The organism is Desulfovibrio sp. (genome assembly GCF_047607245.1).
Taxonomy (GTDB): domain Bacteria; phylum Desulfobacterota; class Desulfovibrionia; order Desulfovibrionales; family Desulfovibrionaceae; genus Desulfovibrio.
Genome location: NZ_JASGDK010000027.1, coordinates 1 through 20,353 on the forward strand (window position 1 = coordinate 1; position 20,353 = coordinate 20,353).

The window sequence follows — 20,353 nt, forward strand, 5'->3', positions numbered from 1 at the left end:
TGGGGGAGGGACCCTTTTTTAAAAGGGCCCCTCCCCCACAAAGCCGTTCAAACTACATCTGCTGTAGAGCTAGGTGGCGCACACTTCGAGGCAGCACCACAACAGGTATACGATCAGGGCAGCAGTGGGCCACGCGTGCCAAGGGTGTAAAAATTACGCCCCACGCGGCTGGCACCGTTGAGCAGGGTGGTTGTCAGACCCAGATAGTCGGTTTGCGCGTGACTGTTAAGATTTTCAGCATTCAAAGCTGCCCCTGTGGACTGATTGCGCAGGTTCCAGGCGCGCATCTGCTGGTTGTATGAGGCGGCATTGCCTTGCTGTTCCTGAGCCAGGGCGTCCAGTTCGCCTTTTTCCGCAGTATCAAGGTTCAGATCCAGCTGGCTTCCGGCCCCCACTTGCGCGCCTGATGTTGACGCCTGCGCTCTTTGCCCGCCAATGATGCGCGCGGCTTCCTGACGTTTTTTTACCGCGGCTTCATAACCCGCCTGTTTTTCCTGCCGGGCGGCCTCATCTGCCAGAGTGGCGCTTTGTTCGGCCTGCTGCGAACTGCGTTCAGCCAGTTTGGACTGGTATTCGGTCTGCTGGCGGCGGCTTTCAGCCTGTTGAATAGAGCTGACCGTGCCTACGGCGGCTCCGGCCAAAGCCACGGCGGCACTAATGGCAGCGGCAGTACTGGTTGCAATGGCCATCAGCAAAGCTCCTTGTGCCAGATGGTTTCGGTATGGCGTGCGCCAAGGCGGCGGTACAGAGAGTCGCAGGGCCGTGAGGCGGGCGAACTGTATTGCACAAGACCAGCGCCGCGCTGCCTGAGTTCCGCCTCGGCATGACGCAGCAGATTAAGGGCAGTGAAGCCGCCACGAGCTCGCGGGGACAGATACAGCCCGTCCAGTGCCGCCAAAAGCATTCCTTGCCGATGCGGGCAGGAAACAAGGGTAAAGGCCGCATAGCCCGCCAGAGCGCCATCGTGCGTGCGTGCCGCGCTGACGTGCAGCATGCCCAGATTTTCAAGGCAGGCGTACCTCTTTGCGTCCAACCCAAAATTTGTATTTTTGTGCAGGGGGGCTTCTACCTCCTGCCAGTGCGCCGTGGTGAGAAGCCGGGCTTCAGATTCCAGCTTTGTAAAAGATTCTGTGGCAAAAGCCAGCATGGGTTCTCCTTTTTGCTCTAGGTACTGTCTCTAAATAATTCTTTTGCCCAATTGGCTGCGTCAAAAGGCCATTTTTTACTCCAGTCATGTACCATAAAAGTACACTCCTTTCGTAAAAAAGGCCTTTTTCCTTGCTCTTGGGTCAATATCATTTATTTGGAAACAGCACCCAGGAAGACGTTGTAACAGGCTGATCAAAGCAGAGTAATTCTGCGGCAGGGTGATGCCTGGGAGGATCTGCTTCCGGGAATTTCGCTCCAGATCGGGATATTCCCTGTAACAGGCTGAATAAAAATAAATATTTCAGGGAATGGGGAAGGAGATTTTTTGCAAAAGGGTCCCTCACCCACAAAGCATTTCTCTTTGAAATGTTTTGATCAGCTGGGGCACAGCGGGCAGCGGCTTCAGGAAAAGCTTACTTCCAGCACCAGAGAAAGCAGCCGAAAGGGCAGGGGCCTGTCCTGAACCAGCCACAAATTGTCTGACTCCGTCCAGGTGCCGCCGGGGGTAAAGGATACGTCGCCGGAATAGGGCAAAATTGCCTGCCCCCAATACTCCGGCAAAAAAGGCAGATCGTAGAGTTCCTGCCTGCTGGGGCCGTATTTGCCGCCAACACTGCGGTACAGCCGGGCTGTACACATACCGTGGGCACGCTGGCGGCCAAGGGTTGTGCCGGAAGGACCGTCCATCTCAATGGGCAGGGACGCCAGAGCCGAAGCAAAGGGCAGGCCAACCTGCGCCACACTGGCTGCATAGGGTAGCTCAATGCAGCCCTCGCGCACAACGCAGCCTTCCACCGGGCTGCCGTCTGCCAGTACGGCCAGTTCACATCCTTCAAGGTGATCCAACCCGCTTAGCCGGGTTGCAGGTTGCTCGGGGCGCAAGGTCAGGCCGCAGTCTACAAAAAAAGCTTCTTCAATGGGTTCATGATCCTGCCACTGAGGAGCAAGGCGTTCCAGAAAAATACGGTCCTGCCCGTTTATCTGGCGTTCTACCACCAGCATAAGAGCATCGCCATTTTCACCGGAAACAGCGGCTATGGAGAGCACCCGTCCGGCTGTGATCTGTCGCGACCAGCCCCAGATGTCGTGCTCCTTCATATAGGTGAAGGCCAGCAGCAGGCCGTCGTCGCGCAGGCACCAGATTGTGGAGCCGGGCGTCTGCTGATAGGCCCATTGCAAGATGGTATGCCCTTCAAAAAGGTGCGGGGCCATAATGGAAAGGTCATTGCCCGCGTAGCCGTCTTTTTCCAGCGAATAGAAAAGGTCGCGCACGCGTGAGCCGTGCCGTTGCACATGCAGAATGGAGTTGCCGATGATTATGGGCGCAAGGCCCGCGCTGCCCCAGTAGCTTTGCGCCGTGATGCTGATGTTGCCCGGGGTGATGGCTGTGCCGTCGCCTCCCGTAGCCTTGTATTCGCTGCCGGACGTGCCAATGAGCAGATCACCAAAACTGGCCGCCCAGGTAACGGCGTCTATGGAACCAGAGGCAATGAGGTATTCCACAGGGTCATCATTCTGCAAGGGACGGGATTTACGAAAATTTTCAAAGTCTCCCACCCGCGACATGTAGAAAGCCTGCGGATTTTTGGGTGTGGCTGCCAGCACCATGCGCTGCTGATGAAAAGTCACCACGCCCGGATAGTTGCCGTCAGCAAAAGGGTTCCAGTCTTCTTTCGGTGTGTCGGCGGTATCGGCCTGATAGTTCTGATCGCTGAAGGTCAGGCCTGTGGAAACGCCGATAAAACCAAAATAGCCCGCTTCTTCACGGTAAATGTTGTATTCCACCGCGCCTGTGACAGCAGGCCAGGATATGGCGGCGCTGTTGCCCTGCACCCAGTCGGAAGGGTGACGCCCCGTGGTGCATTGCCCGGCAGGCGAAGCAAGGGATTCGCGCCCGTTGGCATCCACAGCCGCCACCTTGTAGCGCAGGGTATAGCTGCCCGCTGTGCCGGAAAACGATACAGTGGGCACAGATGGAGCTTTTATGGATGTGTTGAGGGCCACTGCCTCCAGATGCCAGGAGTACGCGGCATTCCCGTTTGTGGAGCCTGCATTGCCAGAACCGGAGCTGGCCTCTCCGTCCCGGCGTATTACCTTGTGCAGGGGGTGGTTGCTGTGGGCGAGATACACAATGTCCCCCACCTGAGCGTAGGATATGTCCAGCAATTCGTCCGGCGCATAAGGAGTCGCAATGGAAGAAACGTCCTCAAGCCCGTGTTCGCTGGCAATGCGCAGGCTGTGATCGCCCAGAATCAGCACGAAGTTCTGCCTGGCCAGGGCACTGAAGCTGAAAGGAATAAGCACGGAATATCCATCCAGATCCGCCACAAAGCGCGTACCGGGCCGCCGGGCCGCGTCGCCGTGCAGGCCGGGCAGCATGTTTTCCATGCAGGAAAGGCAGTTACGGTACCGCGCCAGATCATAGCGCGCGTACAGGGTGGGCGCGATTTCGCCGCCTGTAAAGTTTTGCAGGGCTGTGCGCATGCGTGCTCCTGTTATATTTGCGGCATTGCAGGCCAGGGAGTGGATGAGCCGCCGCCGTCAAAGGGTGCGCCCTCCTGAGCGGGCAGATCACGCAAAAGCTGGCGGTATGCCTTGATGCACGCAAGCTCTTCCGGGCTGACAGGGTAGTCTGCCAGCAGATATTTGTCCGAGGCGGCAAGGCGGCTGTCGCGTTGTTCACGCAGTCGCAAGGCTCTGGCGGCCACGCCATTGTACTCGGCAAGGCGGGCAGCTTCGGCTGTGGCCTCTTCGGCGGCACGGGCGGCGTCTTCTCTCTCCAACCGTTCTTTTTCTGTCTGCCACAGGGCTACGTAGGGAGCCACTTCATCCGCATAGGCTGTGGCGTCGGAGGCTGACAGCGGCCAGTTGTAATCGTTTTCCCATTCCATATGGCCTTGCAGCCCATCCCACTGGATGGCATGCAGAGCTGGCGGGGCAGGGAAGTCAAAATTCAGGGGCTGACCGTCAACTGCAATAAATTTATCTGCTGGTATCACTGTGACTTTATGCATATTTTTACCTACTGCACCTTCATTACAAAAATTCCAACACAGTACGGCATATAGCTGTCTGCCGTTGCTGTAGACGCTATAATTCCATGTGTATGTGAGCCACTGCCACCGTTGCCGCCAGTAGTTGAACCGTATATGCTTACAACTGCCGTTCTATCATCATAGGCACCAAGGTCTCCACCGGGAGAACTTGGCGCTGTGTAGCCGTGTCCGTGGCTTGGCATCTGGGCAACAGTAATTGTTGTAGCGTTCACGGAGGCGGTCACTGTATGTGAATGTGTTGCGGAACCACCAGTCTGACCTTCCTTAGTGAGCAGGCTCTTGCCCAGTAGAACACGGCCATCGAGGTTCGGCATTGTGCCCCCATTGCCATCTTCGCCCCCATCACACAGTATCCAGCCCTCTCTTGCCTCTGTCTCGCCGGGCATAATGGCCCGCCTTCCGTCACTGCCCCCGAATGTTACGCCCCATACAGGAATGGGGACAAAGGGGGGAAAGGCATCCCAGTATGAGACGTTCAGCGTTCCGTCAGCGCCAATTGCCATGCTCCGGCCCGGTTTGACAGTGCCCGCCTTTTCGGAAGAGGCTACGTCTACGGGCGTGACAGAAATGACTCCATCAGCCGTTACGGCAATACCTTTGCCAATCCTGACCATGCCGAGTTTATCAGCTGCGGCGGGGCCGATATTGCTCAGGTTTTGCGCCCTGTCTGCTTCTGCCCGTGCTCTGTCAGCCTCGGACGCGGCACGGGCAAGCTCGCTGGCAATAGCCGCGCGGGCGTCATCCGCAGCTACCCCGGCGGCGTTTTCGGCCCGGCTAGCCTCAGCTTTGGAACGGTTGGCTTCAGCCCTGGCCCTGTCCGCCTCTGATGCAGCCCTGTCTGCTTCCGTCTCAGCCCTGCTGGCTTGCCTTGCAGACTCCTCAGCCGCGCTTTCTGAAAGTATGGCAGAGGCCGCAGTGGCATCCCGGCTGGCATATATGTCCTGCACAACATCCTGCGGCGATTCGTTGCTTGTGGCTGGCAGAATGACTGCGCGCCGCATCATTTCCAACGTTTGTTGGCGCTCTGCCGCGGCCTGATCCAGCGCGTCTTCAATAACCTGGGGATCAAAGCGCGAGGCGCTGACCAGATTTACCTCCTGCGTAAACGGCATGTCGCGGGTGATGGCCAGCTTCCAGCCAGCGGGCAGGGGGGCGGCATCGTGCAGGCAGACAATTTCGCCGCCGGACGTGCCAATATCCGCCGTCCATCCGGAGGCCTCGGTGGTCGTGCCGTCAGGGGAAGTGAGCATGACAACAAGCTGTGATGCGTCCCACACTCTGAAGCTGAATGGAAAGCGTGTGGCCGCGTCGTTGCCTTCGTAAACGGCCCTGCTGGGACTATATGGCATGGTCATGAATGTATCCTCACTGTTCTTGATGCATCAGTTCTAAAGAAACGCTGATTTATTCCGTTTGGCTGCGTTGCTTCACTTTTTTGAAACAGTCGAGGACAAAAGCGTCCACTTCTGCTTCAAAAAAAGATCGCGCCTTGCCAAACGAAATACCTGCGCGCTTCCAGGAGGCTCTTTAATCAGTGCTTCCCTAACGTGTGGCAAGCCAGGAATCCTCCGCCGGTTTTTCACTGCGTTCCGAAGCTGCGGCCTCACGCGCCGGGGGCAGGCTGACGGTGTAGAGCTGTTCCAGTTCAGTTGCTTTTTGTCCGTTGCCCTTGAGCAGTGGCACGGCAACAAGAGCGGCCAGCTTGCGGGCCAACATGTGGGCGAAAAGGTCGTCAAACAGGCGGCTGTTGCGCACGTCTTCGGTGTACAGAAGCAGGGCGCGCGAAGCATTGGTCAAGAGTAGGGACCCGTCGCCTGCCGCATTGAGCGCGAGGCAGAAAGGCCGGGCAGAAATGCCCTCGTGCCGTACCTCATGCACTTTGAGGCAATTTTCCGGCAGGGCGTATGCAAAACGGTACTCCGGCGCATAGCCTTGGGGCAGTGCCTGCAAGGCCAGCCACGCCCTGCGCTGGGCGAAGCTCCACGGAAAATCCCGCAGCACCTGACGCCGGGCTGAATCCCAGTACAGGCGGCATTGCAGAACTTCGGGCGTACTTTCACGCTCAGAGGCCACGCTGCGTGCGCCCAGAAAACCGAGAGCGCGGTTCCAGATATCTATCTGGCTTATGGTCATGACGCCTCCATATGTGTTGATGAAATGAAAAAGCCTCCGGCGGCCAAGGCAGCCGGAGGCAGAAAGCGGGTTCAGGATTGTGGCGGTATGAGGAGCTGTTTGTGCAGTACGGGCAGACATACGGAGGACTTTGCCTGCCCGTAAGCCCTGCGCGAATTTCAGAGGGATCGTTCAACAAGATACAGGCAACAGTCAGGCAAGCTGTGCATGGTGCCCATAGCCGTGGTTTCTTCATGTGCAAAAAACAAAAAGGGCTGCATTTACGGCATGTGCCGCCAGTCAAGAGCTGTTTAGCTTTGAAAAAACTGAAATGGTCTAACCGGCCATCAGCGCCTTTTCGTAGGGCAAATCTTCCTCACGCAGCAGGGCAGAAAAAATGCGGCCCTGTGTTACGCTTTTGCCGCTCACAGGGGTGAGCGTGAACGTCAGGCGCAGCCAGCTTTTGCGCACCCCCTGAGGCAAAAAGCGATGGTAGGGGCGAGCACCTGCGGCCAAGGCAGGGTTTTCAGCCGTATTGGGCACACTGACGGAAGCTCCGGCCACGGCTGCCCAAGGGCCGCTGGCGGTGTCGGCCTCTTCAAGGCCGATGGTCAGGGACTGTACTTCTTCGGGTTTGAAAGCCTGCGTCACGGAAAAACGCAGGGGCATGGGTTCCATACGGCCCGGAAGCTTGAGCGCGTTGAGGCCCACGGCGGTTCCCGTGGTACTGGCGGTAAGCGGGCCTTCAAACAGAATGGAATTGCGGTCAATAATGGCCATGTAGGTTCCTTGTTCAGTTGAGGTTCGTCTGATTGGGAAGAAGCCACTGTCTTCATACATTTGAGCAAACAGGCACGGCAGTGGCAGCGGCTCCTTCCCTGAAAGAATTTTGTTTAGGAAAACGCTGAGTTATTCCGTTTGGCTGCGTTGCTTCACTTTTTTTGAAACAGTCGAGGACTGAAGAGTCCACTTCTGCTTAAAAAAAAGATCGCGCCTTGCCAAACGACATAACTGTGCGTTTCCAGGAGGCTCCTTAATCAGTGCTTCCCTAGGTCTTTTCGCAAACCGTGCTGTCGACATCCGTACAGCTTTTCATCGTCTACAGCTGCCACAAAGATGGCTGTCAGTTATTTGCGCTGGCAAGCGCCCAGGTTGGCGTGCATTACCCTTTGAAGATGAATGTTCTCAAAGCTGGCCTGTTTTAAACAACGCTTTCGGTGGCCAGCACGGCATCGCACTGACGCACAGGACGGCCGTGCAACACGGGAATCGCCTTGGAATCAAAGAATTCGCCGTACTGCAACTGCACGTTGCCCGCGTCAGAATTTTGCAGTTCCAGAGCTGTGAGCACATCGGAATTGGCGTACCACACGGCCTTCTGGCGCAGGTGCTGGGGCATGCGGTTTTTGGCCTCAATGGTCAGTTTTTGCAGATCAATAAACCCGCTCTGGCCCTTGCGCTTGCCAAGGGCCGCCAGGGGAAGGTTGGCTACGCGCACAACGGCGCGCCAGTCGCGCACGGCCAGACCGCAGCGCCAGTTGTATTTGTCGCCCACCACCTGATATTTGCGGCCATCGGGATCTTGAGCCATATAGGTGTTGAGATCTTCGTGCGAAAGGCCTCCGGTGCTGCTCTTGGGGTAGATGCCGTGCACGGCCTGAGCGCCCCAGGAGATGAGCCAGAGCGACGTGCAGCCGCCTTCGTCGCGTCCGCCCGCGTCCAGCACGTTTTTGGCGTCCTGCGCTGGATAGCGCATGGAAAGGCCGTTGAACTCATCTGGGTTGATGTTGCTGTTGCCGTAAAAGAGGGTGGCGGCCACTTTCTGACGCATGGCCTCGGCAAAGGCCACGCCTTCGCTCATGCGAAAAGCCTTGTCGCGGCTGCCGTAGAGGCGCAGCTCTTCCACATCCAGCTCCATAATGGCCTCAAGGATGCCGCAGCCTTCCTTGACCTGCCCCCATTGAGACTTGGAGGGCGGCGTGCCCTGATAAAGCCTGCGCCAGTAAACTTCAGGCAGGCCTGTACGGATGCGGGTGAGGTGTCCGTCGCTCTGGTTGGATTCCATCCAGAGAACGTCGTCCATAATGTCGTTGGTCTTGTTCATCAGCTCGATGATCTGACCAGCCTTGTCGCCACGGTAAAACTGTTCCATTTCAGCCAGAGAAACCACAAGACCTGCAGAGTTGGACATGAATGCCTCGTATGTAGAAAGGTGGATGTGCAATAAGGGTAAAAGCTGTGCGACAGAAAACAGTAGTGGAGTGCCTGCTGAAAGGATGAGTATTCAGCAAGGGTATTTCTGCACGAAGCAGGATTGTGATGATTGCTGGCCGCCGAGTGCTCTGAACTGCCCGGAATGGGTTGGCGCAGGCGGGGTCATTCAAAAAGAGCACAGGTTTTCAGGCAGGGCAGATCAGACTATTTGCGTGAACTCCAGCCAGCGTACATGCGCTCTTCGAGCGGCGGCATGCTGCTGCCCGGTTCGCCGCGCACCAGACTGTCTTCCATCAAGGCGTCAGCTACCCGGTTGAAAAAGCGCAACACTTCAGGATGATTGCCATAACCGCTTTCTTCCAACAGGCGGCCTATGTGCCTGCCCTGATCAAAACGGTCCAGAGCAAGCTGGGCGCGGGCTACGTTGGCAGCCATGTGAGTGCCGCCAAGCTGCGGGTCTTGCGCCACTTCTTCGCGCCACTGGCTGATCTGCTTTTGCCACTGCGTGTGACGGGCGGCTTCCTGCTGGCGCATATGCTGTTCGATCTGGCGGTGCAGCAGTTCCTGCCCTGTGCCTTGTTCCGCGTCCTGTCCGGTATTTTGATCAGATGTTGCCGAGGTACTTGCGTCACCTTGTACATCCACAGTGCCCTGAACTCCCGTGGTGCCTCTGCTGGTGGCACCGTTCGAACCATCCCGGGTGGGCGAGCCGCCAGAGTTAGCCCAATTGCCGTATCCGCCCGAAGTACCAAGATAGGAGATTGCTCCTGTGGTAGTGCTCGCCGGGGTTACGTTGTGGGCAGGGCTTTCCTGACTGAACCCGGTGCCGAAAGTGTCAGATGTCATGTTCGTCCTCTCTGTTCTGAAGCAGTTGTGACAGGTTGCCGGGGTCAGACCGTTGCACAAGATGCAGCAATGTCATGCCCACATAGCGGCGGCCTTCGGCAAAACCGAGGCGCACTGCGTCAGGAGCGGCTGACGGGCCGCAATTTCCGGCAGCAAGATTCTGGGCGCTGAAACACTGGCAGTGGTGGATGAGCCAGCGCAAAAACAGTCGCCCCTGACGTTGGGACATGAGGCTGCTGACGGCATCGCGCAATTGCCGCTCAGCCTCTTCCATACGCTGACGTGCTTCTCCTTCCTGTTTGTGCGCCTGTTCATAGGGCGCGAATATGTCCATCAGGGGTTCTCCTGCGGCTGGGTATGCCGGATTTCATCTGTGGCATGATCAGGAGAGGGAATGGTTTTGTCCTGCTGGCTGCCTGTGTCATCACTGCCCGCCCCAGTGATGCGGCCCAGCAGGTTCACCAGGCCGTCAAGCACGCTGCCTTGCCTGCCCTGCGGGTCAGTTAGGGGGCTTTGGGCCAGCTGCTGCACAAGGTCTGCCCCCTGTTTCAGGGTATCGGTCAAAGCCGCATTACGCGCAGCTTCTGCTCTGGCGGCACGCAGTTGTTCGCGCTCTTCGGGGGAGCGGGTGAGGCTTACGGGCAGGCCAAGGCTGTCGGCATAATTGTCGAGCAAGTGGTCCACGTTGAGGGTGTCCAGAGCTTCGGGCCAGGCGGTGGAAGCTCTGAGGGTCAGGGCCAGATACTGATCCGCAGCGCTTACGCCCACCAGTTTTTGCGCCTGCGCCAGCAGTGAAACGAATTCCACCTTGAGGCGGCGTCCCGCCAGTTCGGGCGGGCAGGGCGGCAGCATGTCCAGCTCGCGCATGCATTCAAAGGTACGGTCCATAAGCGGGATAAAGAGTTCGTCGTGCAGGCGTTCCAGCACGGGGCCGATGAGCACCAGTTTTTCTTCTTCACGGGCGGCTATTTCGCTTGCAGTGACGCCGCTTCTTCCCTCCAGAATGAGTTTGAAAAGATCGTTGTAGAGGCCAGACCTGATCTGGTTCTGCACAGATTCCATTGCCCGGCGGGCAGTGGACAGATCCGGGTTTACCTGAAGCAGCGGCGTGGCTGCCTGTGGGCTCTGCCCCGGTGCGTTGTCCACATAGTTGATGCCGCCGGGGGTGAGATCCAGCCCCACGGAACGCAGCCCCGCCGAAACACTCATGGGGGGGTCCACAGCCTTGTGAATGGCCTTGAGCGTGGTGATGCCCATTTGCTGCAACATGCGGCAGTCGGGCAGGGCATCCATTGCAGGCGAGCGCCCGTAAACATCATTGCCAGCCACATCCCAGCGCGGGCCAAAACCGGGAAAATGCCTGAAGCCAGATTCCCGTAGCGGGTGTTCGCCGCCGTCGCGTCCTTCCAGCCAATAGACTGAGGCCACGGGCATGTGCATGGCCGCGAGCATGCCGGTCTGGCAGTCCATACGGGGATACACGGCCTGTATGACGCTGCGCCGTTCGTCGGCATTGCGGCTGGCCGCCTCACGCAGGGATTCCGGCAGGGCTGACAGACCAAAGGTTTGCACAATCTGGCGCAGGGTCATGCTTGAGCGGCGAAAAACCGTGTCCACCTTGCGGCTGGCGTCGCAATCCAGCACATACTCGCCAGCGCAGAGCGGCATGAAGCGAAAGCCCTGCTGCGGATCGGCCAATTCAAAGGTAAAAGCCGTGCCAAAGGTCGCCAGTTCCGCGTAGAGCGTATGCATGGCATTGTAAAAGTTACAGCGGTGAAAAACGGCCCGCATGCGTGCGGCCACTTCGTCCAGCCATGCCTGACCGGGACGGCTGCGGGCCAGATCCGCGTCGTCCAGCCCCAGCCGAAACCAGGGCCGGGCCGGACTGGTCAGGCCCCCTTGAAGTCCTGCAGCCAGCGTACGCATGGCAAGTATGCCTGTTGCATCCACAAGGCCGCTGTTGAGCATGGGGCCTTCCTGATCTTCCTGCCCTTGCTGGCGCAAACGGCAGCGTGTGGGCAAAAAGTGGTCGGCAAGGCTCTGCCACGCTGTATCCCAGGGAGCGCGGCGGCGCATAAGCGCCTGATACCTGCGGGCCAGAGCTGGCACGTCTGCACGGATGGCCGGATACTCCCGGGCGCTGCCTGTGCGGTCATTGGCGTCCCCGGCCGGAGACGGCGGCATTGTTGTGCTGTGTGACGGACGCAACATACCTATTGCCCCAGCAGGGTTTTGCGCACGCCGTCCACCCGGTTGAGCGGGCTGGTGTAGACCGAAGCACCGATGCCAGCGGCCTTGCTGGCCTTGTCTTTTTGAGCCTGCCGGGCTGCGGTGGCTGCCTCGGTAACAGGTTTTTGCACCTCCTGTTTGGGAACGGGTGTTACTTCAGGAACACTGGGGGAACTGTAGCCTCCTCCAAATCCCATAACGGCCTCCGTGGTTGTTTGGTGTAAGATTTATTGGTGCACCGTGTGTGGCGCAACACCCTGTGTTTGCTATGTCTTTCAAGCGTTTGTATGTTCAGGATCGAGACGTTCAGCCAGATCACGCGGCGTGCAAAGCACCATCACGCCATCTACATGCTGGTGTTTACGCGCATGCCAGCAGGCTTGCGGCAAGCGGCCCATGACGCGAAAACCGCAGGCCTCGGCCAGATGCCACGCGTGACGGTTGGGCCCGGGGCACAAACCAACGATGGCGGCGCAATCCAGATGGGCGAATGCCCAGGTTAGACCGCCGTGAGCCATAGGAACGGCCAGCCGCGAGGCAGCGCGGAACGTTGTACAGTCGAATTCCCACACCTTGCCCCGACGGGGCGTAAACAGGGCGCAACTCAGCATGGCTCCGGTGTCAGTAATAGTACTGTCAGCAGCATAGCAGCAGAGCAGCAACCCACGGCGAGGAGAGGTAATGCGCCGCCAGTCAGCCATTGTGGGCGCGTTGAATGCGCTCATGGCGCAACCCAGCAGTCCTTCTGCCCGCATACGCAGGAAAATGGCGTCCCGCGCGGCCCGGCTGACGGCAGGAGCATAGTGAAAGAGCATCAGGAACCTCCAAAGACGTCATAATGGGTTTTGGCGCGGCGTTGGCCGCCGTGTGTGTCCTGCGGAGGGCGAAAGCCCGTGGCCGCATAGCGCAGGGCGTCTGCCGCGTGGCTGGTCCAGTCGTGCAAGGGGCCGGAACCAGCTGTTTGTTGCCCCGGCCTCCATTGTCGTCTGTATGCTCGCAGGGCCTTGATGCCTGCGGCGCAAAAGCTGGCGTCAAACCAGCAGCGGGGCAGGCGGCGGCGCACGGCGTCAATGCCGTCCGCCAGACTCAGTGCCGGGGCCAGGGTAAAGCGAATGCCAAGCTGGGCCGCGCTTTCCCATCGGCTCTGTCCCGTGCCCAGTTCCCGCACACGAATATCGTGCGGGGCCAGATGCGTGCCGTAGGTAAAACCCCGGCCAGTGATGCCGCCTTCTGATGCCCCCTCAAGTGCAGGCTGCCCGGCAGGACGTGCTTTCTGGGCCAGAATATGAGCATAGTGGGCAAGCCCTTCGCCCGAGGCTTCGTAGTAGTCCACAAACCGCCAATGGCCCGAAGGCTCCACCTGAAAAAACCATATGGACGTGGCGTCATCCATGCCCAGATCCCAGGCCGTATGCACGGGAAGTTCCGGCGTATGGGGGAGGGGGATGATACGGCCCTCACGGTCTGCCGTGTCCATTAAAGGTGCGTAGTAGGAACCGCGCACGGCGGCGGCAAAGGAGCATTCAAATTCCTGCTGATATTCGGCTTCATCCATACTGAGCCGCGCCGCCGCCAGTTCGCTTTGGGGCAGATATCCCGTCTGCGAGGCCGGAAACCGGAAGCGGGACCATAATCCCTCAGTGTCGGCCCCGGCCTGCTGCCAGACATCGTAAAGCAGGTTGTCCGTGCCTTGCGGTGTGCCGCAAAACAACGCCCGCCCCAGACGGTCAGCCAGCATGGGCCGGAAAACCTGTGTCCAGACCTGACGCGGCATGTCGGCTGGTTCGTCGAGCACAAGATCATCAAGATACAGACCACGCAGAGCCGGAGCGTTTTCAGTACCCAGCAGGCGTATGCGGCCCCCGGTGGGCAGGATGCATACAAGCTCGCTTTCCAGAAAACGCGAACCCGGTATGGCCCCGGCAAAACGCTTGCAGTAATCCCAGGCCACAGCCTTGGCCTGCCCCTGAAATGGCGCGGCATACGCTGCCCGCCAGTCTTCACGGCCAGAAATAAGCGCCTGCCTGATGAGATCGTTGACCGCAGCCACGGTTTTGCCGAAGCGCCTGTGGCAGAGCAGTACGCAAAAGCGCTTGCGTTCCTCATGAAACTGCCATTGCAGGGGGCGCGGGCTGTAGGGAATGACATGCGGCATAAGCGTAAAGCCTCCTGCGTGATCTTGAGCGAATTACCCATGAAAATATGGATCGTTAAGGTTTTAAACGCGCCCCTTACTGCGAACTGCTGCGCTTACTATGGCGAATAAAATAGCTTGCGCTCAATTCCGGGGCCTGCTCGCGCATCCGCCAGAGCGCATCAAGTTGAACTGCAAGGTTGTCTGCCAGACGGCGGGATTGCCCGTCAGGACGCCACACCCTTTTCCAGGTGCGTGCCTTTGCCGGACGATGAGCTGGCGGGCCCGCCCCATACCACCATAATTTTTGGCGGCGCTTCGGGCGCATCTTCTTCACGCAACGAGCGTAAAATGGCGTGCAGCTCTTTTATTTCCTTGACGATGTCTATGCTTTTTCCGGTAACTTCGGCCTCGCCAAGAGTGCTTGTGAGCAGGTCCAGGCGTTGCTCCAGACTGTCCAGAAGGCGAGCGCTTTTTTTGCTCTTTCTGTTGCGTGGTGTCACGGCTGGCATCAGTGGTTTTCACCATTTGCGGCGATGCCGGATTTACGCAAAAAAGCGCTCTGGCTAGCGGGCGGAATGAGGTGCAGGCGGTCTTCCTGCCGCTCCAATCCGTGCTCCAGCCGCTCCAAAAGGCGGTCCAGGCCGGAAATGCGAACATTCAACGCCTGTATTTCACCCCGCAGCGTAGAAAGTTCGTTGTGCAGCCCAGCCAGATCGGCATTGCCCGGCGTAAGGCGCAGGGTTTCTTCCAGAGCGCCGAGACGGCGACCGGTGGCAGCATCACGCCGGGCGTCGCGCTGCACATGCAGCAGGTAATCGTCCTGACGCACAAAGGCGCGGCGCAGGCTCCAGAGCGCCCAGGCAAACAGTCCCTGAACGCCAAGCACCAGCAGTGATGCACCGGATGAAGAAAAAATATCCATTGTCATACATATCTCCATAAAGGCTGTAGGGTACTGCAGTCAGAATCCCAGCCCCAGCATGCCCAGAAGCAGAGCCATCACCTGATCCAGGGCCGATGGCGGCAGATTTTTGGCCCATTGGGCGAAGAACAGCGGCACAATGACCAGCCGGCCCACAACTTCCCAACAGAACAAGAGGGCCAGCACCCAGCCAAGAAAGGAACGCCACAAACGCATGCGGCTGGCTGGGGCACCTGAAACTTCCGCTTCGTTAATACGGCTCTGGGCCTCATTCTGCCGATTGCGGTCGGGTACGATTCTGTCTGCCAATCCGGAAAGCCCGCCAAACAGTTTGCCAAGCAGCATCCACATCAGCTGTCCTCCCTTTCAAGTTCCGCGAGGTATTGGTTCATGGCCTTGACCCTGTTGCGCCAGCCCACAAGAAAAACCTGCATCGAGGGCCTTCGTGCGGCGAGGTCGCGGTAAAACGTGTCGCGCAGGCGCAGAGTCTGGCGCGCTGCAAACCAGTGCTTGCCGCTCTGTTCCAGAGCTTCGGCCAGTTGAGCCGTGCGGGGGCCCATAACGCCGTCTTCAGTAATGGCGGCGTAGGCATCCAATTCCGCGTCGCCCACAGTGTTCATAGCCCTTTGCATCTGGCGCACTGCCCGCGCCGGACCCATATTCACAGCCGCGTCATAAAGGGTCACGGCCAGCGGCAGCGGAAGGCCAGAGCAACCGAGCTTGTCCCAGAAATGTTTTTTGAACAGGGCGGCGGCCTGTGCCTTGGTGCAGGCGCGTATGTCATCGCCGTCCACGTCACCGTCCATATCCATATCAAGGCTGTGATAGCCGCATTTGGGAGTACGCGCGTCGGTGCAGCCGTCACAGCTGCGGGCTTGGCGCAGGCAGTCTTCACGCGCCTGACGAGCCAGATCCTGCACCCAGCGCAGCGATACGCCGTATTTGGTCAGGCCGCCGGGATCCGCGGGGTGGTCAGAAAGGCCGCCTTCCCAGCGGGCGGTGAAGTCGTGAGCTTTTTGAAAAAATGCGGTCATGGCATGGTCTCCCGGGCTGGCTGCTGAAAGCGTTGCGCCGTCGTCATTGGCGGCGTGGGTACAACATGCCAAAAAGAACGCTTGCGGTAAGACTGAACGGGTTCAGCACCGCTATTTGCTTGTATGGCGGGGGGCAGCGCTGTTGTGACGCCCCGTACAGGCGAAAATTGAAATAAAAAAGCCCGCTATTTCGCGGGCATAAAAGTTTTTCTGCTTGTGTAGTTTGTATGTTTTGTATTGTATTACAGGTAGTTAAGCTGATTTTCTTTGTGCGGGCCAATATCCCTGAGCTCTTGTAGCAGGTAGCCTTGCGACGGAGCAGATGTGGTTTTTTTAAGTATTTTCCATACTTGACGGTCAGATATTCCGTGTCGGCGGGCCAGGCTGGCTACGGCTGCTGTACTGCTGGTACCACGCGCTGTATGCCAGGAAAAGGTTTCAATGATTTCTTGCTGGCGCAGTTTCGTGAGCACGGAAGTACAGCGTGGAACGTAAACAGGGGTTCCACCGAAGGCTGCCACCAGTTTGCCTGCGCAGCGTTTTCCCAAACGGCGTAGCAGGGGATGGTGCCGTTCGGCAGGTATGGCTGCGGGCACACGTATGGTCTGTCCTCCATAGGCCTCAAACAACCGCCAAAGATCTTCCATCCGGCCTTTTTCGTGCCCGCCCAGCGCATGCCAGAGTTGCCGTATATTTTCAGGCAAATGCTCTAGCAATTGCTGCCAGCGCTTTTTCTGCTCCGCCTTTTGTAGGGCCTGCCCCCACGAGTGCCGCCCGTCTGCGGACGAGCACGGCTTTCCGGCAAGCAGGGGCCTGCGCGTTGCGCCTACCGTACGGGCGGCGGCACGTATGCGGCCGGTGGCAGCCTGTGTGGAACTATTGGCGCACATGACGAATCTCCTGAATGCTCTGTGCGGTTCCGGCAGGCGCAGGCATGCCTGTAAATTCTGTTGTGGCCTGGCATGCGCTCTGTGGCGATGCGGCGGACGGTATATGGGGCAGATTAACAGCCGGGTCGTCAATGCAGCGCGCAAGAAGGCGCAGGTGGTCGCCCATCAGGCGGAGCACAGGTTTTTGGTCTGGATGGGCAGTATGTTGTAAGATATCCAGCACAGCGCTTAAGTTATCGATAGTATTGTGAAGTTCGGACATGCTATGCTCCCTGAAGTAAATATGATGTGTCGGGGCGTATTGGAGGATTTATAATGTTTTATTTTTTGAATCAAGGGAAAAGTTTTTTATTAAAGGAAAAGATTTAATCGTAAGTATTTCAATAGAATTTTTAGGTATACACATATCAAAACGTAGTTATTTGATGCGCTTTTAAGAGTTTTTAAAAAGAAAAGCTTGTAAAAAATAATAATGGCGAATATAGTCAAAGCGGGTGAATAAAACCCCTTTTCAGAAGTCTTATTTAAAAGAAAAGTTTTAAACCGGTAAGTTCTGCCGATGGAAGCGTCATGAAAGCAACAACAAGGGTGAGCTTGGCCAAAGCTTTTGCGCAGCGGCTGCGCCAGCAGCGTGAAAAGCTTGGTATGCACAAGCAAGATCTGGCCAGCAGGGTGGGGGTAAGCCTTACTACCATTCAGCAGTATGAAAAGGGGCAAATGCCCAAGGGCGAGTTTGCGGTGCGACTGGCTGAAGTGTTGGATTGCTCCCTTGACTGGCTTTTGTCAGGCAAGGAGGCAGAAGACAGCGGCAATCAGGGCGAAGGCGAAGCCAGGCTTGTTATGGTGCCTATGGTGGAGGCCAGACTTTCCGCTGGCACGGGCAGTTTTGAGACTGGCGGGGAAGTGCTGCGGCACTATGCCTTTCGCTGGGATTTTTTGCACCGCAAGGGCAATCCTTCGCAGATGGTGCTTTTGCGTGTTTCCGGCGACAGCATGCAGCCGCAGATCATGCATAATGACGTGGTGCTTATAGACCAAGGGCAGCGCGATCCTGTGCCGGGGCGCATATACGCTGTGGGCGTGGAAGATATGGTGTATCTTAAGGTGGTTAACGCCAGGCCGGGCAGGCTTATTCTTACCAGTTTCAATCCGGACTATGCACCCATAGAAGCTGATACTGGCGAGCAGTTGGCGGATCTTGTGCGCGTTATTGGGCGTGCTGTGTGGGTTGGGCGGGAGCTGGACTAGGCAGGGGGCACGGGAGTCTTTTCAGTTGTTTTTTGCATCGAACTCTCCTTTTATCCCAGCAGAGTATCGTAAACAATGCACTCTCAGCATAAAAGGCTCGCTCTTCTTGCGGTAACAAGAGAACTCATCTCGCGGCGGCACTGCCCAGAGTATCTTAACTTTAAAAAAGCTTAATGGCCTTGACGCTGCACAAGAGTGCAGCGCGCCGCAACGCGATGTGGATTCTGCCGAAAACTATATTTTCCGGCAGAATGACAGCTTTGAAATGAAAGCATCTCAAAGCCAGAATACTCTAGTTTTTGAGCGATGGCCTCGGGGGAGCCTCCGGCGCCGGGCTGGCTTCCTGTTCGTTGGTATTGGCCAGATTACGGTTCCAGGCACGGATGGCCGCAGCTTGCGAAACCGACCACTGCTGTGAAGTCTGTCCGCATGAGCAGACCACTCGCCAGACTTCCTGTCGTCTTCCTGGCGGCAACAGGGATTCCAAATGAACATTAGTGCCGCCACAGGCCAGGCAGGGGCGGATCGTGTGCGGATCAAGCTCTTTCATGTCGTCAATCATAGCAGCTTTGGGTCGCGTTCACAAGAAGAGACGTGTTTGCAATGCCTTGTATGCCGCAGGTTGCAGTGGGGCTTTTATGGCCGGATATCCGCTCAGGACAGGAATTTTTTCTTCTTAACGCTTTGCTGACGCTCCGAAGCGCAGATTCTTTTTGCGAGGCGCGTTACGCGCCCCAGCGCTTATTAAATAAAATTTCTGGAGGAATCATGCGTTATCTTCTCGTTTTGATTATGGCTGCTGCTCTGGCTATTCCCGCTCATGCCGCAGAAAAGGCCGCTCCCGCTGGAGAATCCCAGAGCATCGCCGCTCCCGCGCCGCATAAGGCCAAGCCCCAGCACGAAAAGGGGCAGGGGATGACAAATCTTCATGAGGTGGATACCGTTGCCAAGGCTCTGAAGGCTCCTGATAAAAGCCCCGTTATGATTGTGGGCAATATTGTGGAAAAGGTCGACGGCAAAAAGAACCACTACGTTGTGGATGACGGCACTGGCCGCATGACCGTGGTTATTGGCACAAAAACCCTCAAAGGTATGGAACTGACCCCTGATATGAAGGTGCGTCTTATGGGCAAAATCAAGGTCAAGCAAGGCAAGGCTCCTGTTATGGGCGTCAGGGCTCTGCACCTTGTGAAGTAGTTTGATATATCTGTCCCGTGGCGTGCGGGATGCCTCCTGCCCTGCGGTCCGCCATAAACCGCAGGGCATACAAAGATAAAATCCACAGCATATGTGGTTGCCGTGATGGTTTCAGAGCCGCCAGGCATTAAAATTCTGCCCATACACGTCTTCAAAAAAACGCGCTGAATGACTGATCAGGCACGGTGGTTTGCCGGGGTTCCCCGGCAAACTCGGACCGCTGAGGCGATAATCAGCGCCAGGCCTGCCCGGTGAATTACCTGGCCACACAGCTGCCATCGCGCGTTGCAGGCCATTGCTGCCGCAACATAGCATATGCAGCAGGTGTTGGCACAACGGGCCGCGCCTGCATCTAGAGCAGATTAACTTTGAAGTGTTGTACATTTGAAAGTTATTATTCAGACGAAAGATGCAATTTTGGCTGAATCCACGCCGCGTTGCGGCGCACTGCACTCTAGTGCCGCGTTAGAGCATCTGAATTTTTTCAAGGGTAAAATGCTCTTTCGCCGTAAACTACATGAACAGCTACCGCCGTCAGGCCTTTGGGCTGAAAATATTCAGAAAGGCGGAAGCAAAATATACAGGAGAACATCATGCGTATAGCACTTTCACTGCTGTTGCTGGCCCTTCTGGCCATGCCTGCCCAGGCGGCCTTTCATGGGCCAGGCGCCTCCGAGGGCGGCTTCAAGGGCCCCACGGTGGGGGTTGAGGTCACCACTGTCAAACAGGCGCTGGACAGCAAGGACGATACTCCGGTACTGCTCACCGGTAACATCACTGGCCGCAAGGCTGGCAGCGACGACAAATATCTTTTCAAGGACGCCACGGGTGAAATCGTGGTGGATATAGATAAAAAAGTCTTTGTGGGCCGCACCGTTACCCCGGAAAATACGGTGAAGCTTTCCGGCAAGATAGACAAGGATATGCTGGAATCCGCCAAGGTTGACGTCAAGGTTCTGGAAATTCTGAACTGACTGCGGGGCGTGGCCGGGCATGCGCCCGGTCGCGCCAGAGTGGAGAATGCGTATGCGTGTATTGGCAGTGCTGCTGGTTCTGACCCTCGGTCTTGCCGGAGGATTTTTTCCTGACGTGCGCGCGTCGGCTGCGGGCTTTGAAGGGCCGGGCGTGGCGTCAACCGTTACCCGCGCCGCAGATGTGCTGGGCGCGCAGGACGATGCTCCTTGCGTACTGGAAGGGCACATCCTTGAAAAGCTGCCTCGCCGCAAAAACCGTTATCTGTTTGAAGATCACAGCGGCAGAGTGGTGGTGGAAATCAAGAACGAAGTGTTCGGGCATCTCACAGTGACGCCGCGCGACAA

25 protein-coding genes are annotated in these 20,353 nt (G+C 57.5%); 4 read left to right on the forward strand and 21 right to left on the reverse strand.

All coding sequences use genetic code 11. The annotated features are described in order from the left end of the window. Positions 1–113 precede the first annotated feature (113 nt). From QM579_RS02215 to QM579_RS02310, 20 genes are all read right to left on the reverse strand, one after another. Positions 114–689, reverse strand: coding sequence for a hypothetical protein (locus QM579_RS02215; RefSeq protein WP_414997597.1), 576 nt, complete (start codon positions 687–689; stop codon positions 114–116). Further along, on the reverse strand, positions 689–1,147 hold the full coding sequence (locus QM579_RS02220; protein ID WP_414997598.1) for a GNAT family N-acetyltransferase: 459 nt from the start codon (positions 1,145–1,147) through the stop codon (positions 689–691). Before QM579_RS02220 ends, QM579_RS02215 begins: the two co-directional genes overlap by 1 nt. A 404-nt stretch (positions 1,148–1,551) precedes the next feature. Continuing rightward, a complete protein-coding gene (locus tag QM579_RS02225) occupies positions 1,552–3,633 on the reverse strand; it encodes a hypothetical protein (protein ID WP_414997599.1) in 2,082 nt (693 codons plus the stop codon). An 11-nt stretch (positions 3,634–3,644) separates the two neighbouring features. After that, entirely contained in the window at positions 3,645–4,163 is a 519-nt protein-coding gene (locus QM579_RS02230; protein WP_414997600.1) for a tail fiber assembly protein, read from the reverse strand. A gap of 8 nt (positions 4,164–4,171) precedes the next feature. Further along, positions 4,172–5,560, reverse strand: a complete 1,389-nt coding sequence (locus QM579_RS02235) for a hypothetical protein (RefSeq protein WP_414997601.1) — start codon at positions 5,558–5,560, stop codon at positions 4,172–4,174. A 187-nt stretch (positions 5,561–5,747) separates the two neighbouring features. Continuing rightward, positions 5,748–6,458 (reverse strand): hypothetical protein, encoded by a 711-nt coding sequence (locus tag QM579_RS02240; RefSeq protein ID WP_414997602.1) that lies wholly within the window; start codon positions 6,456–6,458, stop codon positions 5,748–5,750. Positions 6,459–6,653: 195 nt separating this feature from the next. Further along, positions 6,654–7,097 carry a hypothetical protein gene (locus tag QM579_RS02245; protein WP_414997603.1) on the reverse strand — a complete coding sequence of 148 codons (444 nt, stop codon included), beginning with the start codon at positions 7,095–7,097 and terminating at the stop codon, positions 6,654–6,656. Positions 7,098–7,518: 421 nt separating this feature from the next. After that, positions 7,519–8,508: a major capsid protein gene (locus QM579_RS02250; RefSeq protein WP_414997604.1), complete on the reverse strand. Its 990-nt coding sequence runs from the start codon at positions 8,506–8,508 to the stop codon at positions 7,519–7,521. A gap of 227 nt (positions 8,509–8,735) precedes the next feature. Next, the gene (locus QM579_RS02255; protein ID WP_414997605.1) at positions 8,736–9,377 is read right to left on the reverse strand and encodes a hypothetical protein; all 642 of its coding nucleotides are present in this window, start codon (positions 9,375–9,377) and stop codon (positions 8,736–8,738) included. Further along, a complete protein-coding gene (locus QM579_RS02260) occupies positions 9,367–9,711 on the reverse strand; it encodes a hypothetical protein (protein WP_414997606.1) in 345 nt (114 codons plus the stop codon). The genes QM579_RS02255 and QM579_RS02260 overlap by 11 nt, the downstream gene beginning before the upstream one ends. After that, on the reverse strand, positions 9,711–11,561 hold the full coding sequence (locus QM579_RS02265) for a portal protein (protein ID WP_414997607.1): 1,851 nt from the start codon (positions 11,559–11,561) through the stop codon (positions 9,711–9,713). Before QM579_RS02265 ends, QM579_RS02260 begins: the two co-directional genes overlap by 1 nt. 29 nt (positions 11,562–11,590) lie before the next feature. Continuing rightward, positions 11,591–11,803 carry a hypothetical protein gene (locus QM579_RS02270; protein WP_414997608.1) on the reverse strand — a complete coding sequence of 71 codons (213 nt, stop codon included), beginning with the start codon at positions 11,801–11,803 and terminating at the stop codon, positions 11,591–11,593. A 78-nt stretch (positions 11,804–11,881) separates the two neighbouring features. Continuing rightward, a complete protein-coding gene (locus tag QM579_RS02275; protein WP_414997609.1) occupies positions 11,882–12,421 on the reverse strand; it encodes a hypothetical protein in 540 nt (179 codons plus the stop codon). Beyond that, complete coding sequence (locus tag QM579_RS02280; protein WP_414997610.1) at positions 12,421–13,761, reverse strand: hypothetical protein; 1,341 nt, start codon at positions 13,759–13,761, stop codon at positions 12,421–12,423. Before QM579_RS02280 ends, QM579_RS02275 begins: the two co-directional genes overlap by 1 nt. A 206-nt stretch (positions 13,762–13,967) precedes the next feature. Continuing rightward, positions 13,968–14,252 carry a hypothetical protein gene (locus QM579_RS02285; RefSeq protein ID WP_414997611.1) on the reverse strand — a complete coding sequence of 95 codons (285 nt, stop codon included), beginning with the start codon at positions 14,250–14,252 and terminating at the stop codon, positions 13,968–13,970. Then, on the reverse strand, positions 14,252–14,671 hold the full coding sequence (locus QM579_RS02290) for a hypothetical protein (RefSeq protein ID WP_414997612.1): 420 nt from the start codon (positions 14,669–14,671) through the stop codon (positions 14,252–14,254). Before QM579_RS02290 ends, QM579_RS02285 begins: the two co-directional genes overlap by 1 nt. Positions 14,672–14,704: 33 nt before the next feature. Next, positions 14,705–15,016, reverse strand: a complete 312-nt coding sequence (locus tag QM579_RS02295; protein WP_414997613.1) for a hypothetical protein — start codon at positions 15,014–15,016, stop codon at positions 14,705–14,707. Then, positions 15,016–15,699 (reverse strand): glycoside hydrolase family 108 protein, encoded by a 684-nt coding sequence (locus QM579_RS02300; RefSeq protein ID WP_414997614.1) that lies wholly within the window; start codon positions 15,697–15,699, stop codon positions 15,016–15,018. Before QM579_RS02300 ends, QM579_RS02295 begins: the two co-directional genes overlap by 1 nt. 242 nt (positions 15,700–15,941) lie before the next feature. After that, the gene (locus QM579_RS02305) at positions 15,942–16,589 is read right to left on the reverse strand and encodes a Mor transcription activator family protein (RefSeq protein WP_414997615.1); all 648 of its coding nucleotides are present in this window, start codon (positions 16,587–16,589) and stop codon (positions 15,942–15,944) included. Next, positions 16,576–16,851: a hypothetical protein gene (locus tag QM579_RS02310; protein ID WP_414997616.1), complete on the reverse strand. Its 276-nt coding sequence runs from the start codon at positions 16,849–16,851 to the stop codon at positions 16,576–16,578. The genes QM579_RS02305 and QM579_RS02310 overlap by 14 nt, the downstream gene beginning before the upstream one ends. A 308-nt stretch (positions 16,852–17,159) precedes the next feature. Here QM579_RS02310 and QM579_RS02315 point away from each other — a divergent pair, with 308 nt between their 5' ends. Continuing rightward, positions 17,160–17,837, forward strand: a complete 678-nt coding sequence (locus tag QM579_RS02315) for an XRE family transcriptional regulator (protein ID WP_414997617.1) — start codon at positions 17,160–17,162, stop codon at positions 17,835–17,837. Between the two features lie 292 nt (positions 17,838–18,129). Here the strand turns inward: QM579_RS02315 and QM579_RS02320 are convergent, their stop codons facing one another. Then, the gene (locus QM579_RS02320; protein WP_414997618.1) at positions 18,130–18,399 is read right to left on the reverse strand and encodes a hypothetical protein; all 270 of its coding nucleotides are present in this window, start codon (positions 18,397–18,399) and stop codon (positions 18,130–18,132) included. Between the two features lie 206 nt (positions 18,400–18,605). Between QM579_RS02320 and QM579_RS02325 the strand changes: the two genes are divergently transcribed. The 3 genes from QM579_RS02325 to QM579_RS02335 all read left to right on the forward strand — a co-directional run. Further along, entirely contained in the window at positions 18,606–19,034 is a 429-nt protein-coding gene (locus QM579_RS02325; RefSeq protein WP_414997619.1) for a NirD/YgiW/YdeI family stress tolerance protein, read from the forward strand. A gap of 593 nt (positions 19,035–19,627) precedes the next feature. Next, the gene (locus tag QM579_RS02330; RefSeq protein WP_414997620.1) at positions 19,628–20,008 is read left to right on the forward strand and encodes a NirD/YgiW/YdeI family stress tolerance protein; all 381 of its coding nucleotides are present in this window, start codon (positions 19,628–19,630) and stop codon (positions 20,006–20,008) included. Positions 20,009–20,060: 52 nt separating this feature from the next. Beyond that, positions 20,061–20,353: NirD/YgiW/YdeI family stress tolerance protein (locus QM579_RS02335; RefSeq protein ID WP_414997621.1), on the forward strand; the 293-nt coding region annotated here is incomplete at its 3' end.

Bases quoted from the DNA above. Each gene is read 5' to 3' on its own strand.
- QM579_RS02215 (WP_414997597.1), bottom strand. From the start codon at position 689: ATGGCCATTGCAACCAGTACTGCCGCTGCCATTAGTGCCGCCGTGGCT.
- QM579_RS02220 (WP_414997598.1), bottom strand. From the start codon at position 1,147: ATGCTGGCTTTTGCCACAGAATCTTTTACAAAGCTGGAATCTGAAGCC.
- QM579_RS02225 (WP_414997599.1), bottom strand. From the start codon at position 3,633: ATGCGCACAGCCCTGCAAAACTTTACAGGCGGCGAAATCGCGCCCACC.
- QM579_RS02230 (WP_414997600.1), bottom strand. From the start codon at position 4,163: ATGCATAAAGTCACAGTGATACCAGCAGATAAATTTATTGCAGTTGAC.
- QM579_RS02235 (WP_414997601.1), bottom strand. From the start codon at position 5,560: ATGACCATGCCATATAGTCCCAGCAGGGCCGTTTACGAAGGCAACGAC.
- QM579_RS02240 (WP_414997602.1), bottom strand. From the start codon at position 6,458: ATGTCTGCCCGTACTGCACAAACAGCTCCTCATACCGCCACAATCCTG.
- QM579_RS02245 (WP_414997603.1), bottom strand. From the start codon at position 7,097: ATGGCCATTATTGACCGCAATTCCATTCTGTTTGAAGGCCCGCTTACC.
- QM579_RS02250 (WP_414997604.1), bottom strand. From the start codon at position 8,508: ATGTCCAACTCTGCAGGTCTTGTGGTTTCTCTGGCTGAAATGGAACAG.
- QM579_RS02255 (WP_414997605.1), bottom strand. From the start codon at position 9,377: ATGACATCTGACACTTTCGGCACCGGGTTCAGTCAGGAAAGCCCTGCC.
- QM579_RS02260 (WP_414997606.1), bottom strand. From the start codon at position 9,711: ATGGACATATTCGCGCCCTATGAACAGGCGCACAAACAGGAAGGAGAA.
- QM579_RS02265 (WP_414997607.1), bottom strand. From the start codon at position 11,561: ATGCCGCCGTCTCCGGCCGGGGACGCCAATGACCGCACAGGCAGCGCC.
- QM579_RS02270 (WP_414997608.1), bottom strand. From the start codon at position 11,803: ATGGGATTTGGAGGAGGCTACAGTTCCCCCAGTGTTCCTGAAGTAACA.
- QM579_RS02275 (WP_414997609.1), bottom strand. From the start codon at position 12,421: ATGCTCTTTCACTATGCTCCTGCCGTCAGCCGGGCCGCGCGGGACGCC.
- QM579_RS02280 (WP_414997610.1), bottom strand. From the start codon at position 13,761: ATGCCGCATGTCATTCCCTACAGCCCGCGCCCCCTGCAATGGCAGTTT.
- QM579_RS02285 (WP_414997611.1), bottom strand. From the start codon at position 14,252: ATGCCAGCCGTGACACCACGCAACAGAAAGAGCAAAAAAAGCGCTCGC.
- QM579_RS02290 (WP_414997612.1), bottom strand. From the start codon at position 14,671: ATGACAATGGATATTTTTTCTTCATCCGGTGCATCACTGCTGGTGCTT.
- QM579_RS02295 (WP_414997613.1), bottom strand. From the start codon at position 15,016: ATGTGGATGCTGCTTGGCAAACTGTTTGGCGGGCTTTCCGGATTGGCA.
- QM579_RS02300 (WP_414997614.1), bottom strand. From the start codon at position 15,699: ATGACCGCATTTTTTCAAAAAGCTCACGACTTCACCGCCCGCTGGGAA.
- QM579_RS02305 (WP_414997615.1), bottom strand. From the start codon at position 16,589: ATGTGCGCCAATAGTTCCACACAGGCTGCCACCGGCCGCATACGTGCC.
- QM579_RS02310 (WP_414997616.1), bottom strand. From the start codon at position 16,851: ATGTCCGAACTTCACAATACTATCGATAACTTAAGCGCTGTGCTGGAT.
- QM579_RS02315 (WP_414997617.1), top strand. From the start codon at position 17,160: ATGAAAGCAACAACAAGGGTGAGCTTGGCCAAAGCTTTTGCGCAGCGG.
- QM579_RS02320 (WP_414997618.1), bottom strand. From the start codon at position 18,399: ATGATTGACGACATGAAAGAGCTTGATCCGCACACGATCCGCCCCTGC.
- QM579_RS02325 (WP_414997619.1), top strand. From the start codon at position 18,606: ATGCGTTATCTTCTCGTTTTGATTATGGCTGCTGCTCTGGCTATTCCC.
- QM579_RS02330 (WP_414997620.1), top strand. From the start codon at position 19,628: ATGCGTATAGCACTTTCACTGCTGTTGCTGGCCCTTCTGGCCATGCCT.